Here is a 1,735-nt window from a genome sequence, read left to right on the forward strand (position 1 = left end):
GACGGTAGAGGCGCATTGCATCGTCATTGGCATAGGCCTTTCGCGCCAGATCGCCCGCCGCCATCAGATAGGTGGCGCCCTTGGCCTTTTCGGTGGTCAGGCTGAAGTGATGGCCGAGCTGCGCCAGGTGCTCGGGCCGGTCGGGCGCTGCGCCATATTGACGTTCCAGAACCCGGCCAACCCGTTGATGAAGCTCCATGCGCCGTTGCAGCAGGAGATTGTGATAGATGACATCGTGCATCAGCGTCTGGCTGAAGCGATAGCCCGGTGACCCGCCGGCATCGGGCCCACGCAATTCCTCGATGATATTGGCATCGCAGAGATGATCCAATGCAGCATCGATGGCGGCTGGGTCGGTGGCGATGGTGCGGAGCAGGGCGGTATCGAATTTCGGGCCGACCACCGCAGCCTCTTGCGCCAGCCGTCTGATCTCCTGTGGCAGATGATCGACGCGGGCAAGCAACAGGGCTTGCAGGTTCACCGGTATATCGACATCCGTGTCTTCCGCTGCGACATGCCAGTGCTGGCCGTCATTGTGCAACGTGCCCATGTCGATCAGCACCCGAAGGATTTCTTCGATGAAAAGCGGATTGCCGCCGGCGCGGTCGAGGATGCGCTTGCGCATCGTCACCGGCAACTTGGCATGATCCACGCCAAAAAACGCAGCAAGCAGCTTCTGCCCGTCGGCCGCAAAGAGTGGGGCAAGACGCTGCACGGTGACGCTGACACGATTGGAGTCCAGTGGGTCGGTTTGCGATGTCGGCCGGTAGATCGCCAGCAGCATCAACCGGCTGCGTTCCAGCCGGTCCATCATGAAGCGAAGCACTTCCAGCGAGGCGGCGTCCGCCCAGTGCAGATCCTCAATGACAAGCAGCAGGGGACCTTGCGCCAGTCGCCGCTCGAAGACGGTGCGGACGGCATAGAAGATCTGCCGCCGCAGCTGCTCCGGCTCGATGTACCGCAACGCGCCATCGGGATCGCCGAGGCCGAGGACATGCAGAAAGAGCGGCAGAAGTCCCTCGACCTCCTCCTGCGTCAGATCGAGCGCGCGAAACCCCGTTGCCAGCAATTGCCGCGCCCTATCGAGATCGTCTCGCTCGCCAATGCCGTAGGCGCTGCGCACGACCGCGCCGAGCGTGCCATAGGATTGTTCGCCGAGGGGAGAGCAGGTCGCTTTGCGGATGGCGAGGCCCTGGAAACGAGCGGCATTGCTGGCTATCACGACGAATTCATTGACCAGCCGCGACTTCCCGATACCCGCTTCGCCGATCAGGCGGACAAGCTGTGCTGCCCCGCCGCAGGCAAGATCGAGGCATGTCAGCAACCGCGACATTTCCGTATCTCGTCCGATCATCGGCGCCTGAAGGCCGAGACTCTCGAGCCCGCGCGCCGCATGCGGCGCTTCCAACAGCCCTGTCAGCCGATGGACAAGGACGTTTCCGCTTTTGCCGCGCAACGCCTGCGCACCGAGACTCTCGAAGGCAAAGGCATGGCGGGTGAGGCGATAGGTCAGCGGCCCGACAAGGATATCGTTTTCGCCGGCCATGGATTGCAGGCGTTGGGCGGTGTTCACCGTGTCGCCGGTCACCGAATAGGATTTTGTACTGACCGCACCGAAGCCGCCGGTAACGACAGGGCCGCTATTGATTCCGATATGCAGACGCAGCGGCACGCCGGCCCGGGCGTGCCAGCGCTCGCCGACCTGCGTGGCCCGACTGATCATATCGAGTGCGGC

1 pseudogene is annotated in these 1,735 nt (G+C 63.1%); it reads right to left on the reverse strand.

The features are described 5' to 3' along the window. Window positions 1-1,735 (reverse strand): annotated as a pseudogene (locus FY112_RS37285) (AAA family ATPase); the annotation flags it as partial.

Origin of the sequence: Rhizobium sp. PEPV16 (assembly GCF_008919455.1) — a bacterium.
Classification (GTDB): Bacteria; Pseudomonadota; Alphaproteobacteria; order Rhizobiales; family Rhizobiaceae; genus Rhizobium; species Rhizobium leguminosarum_Q.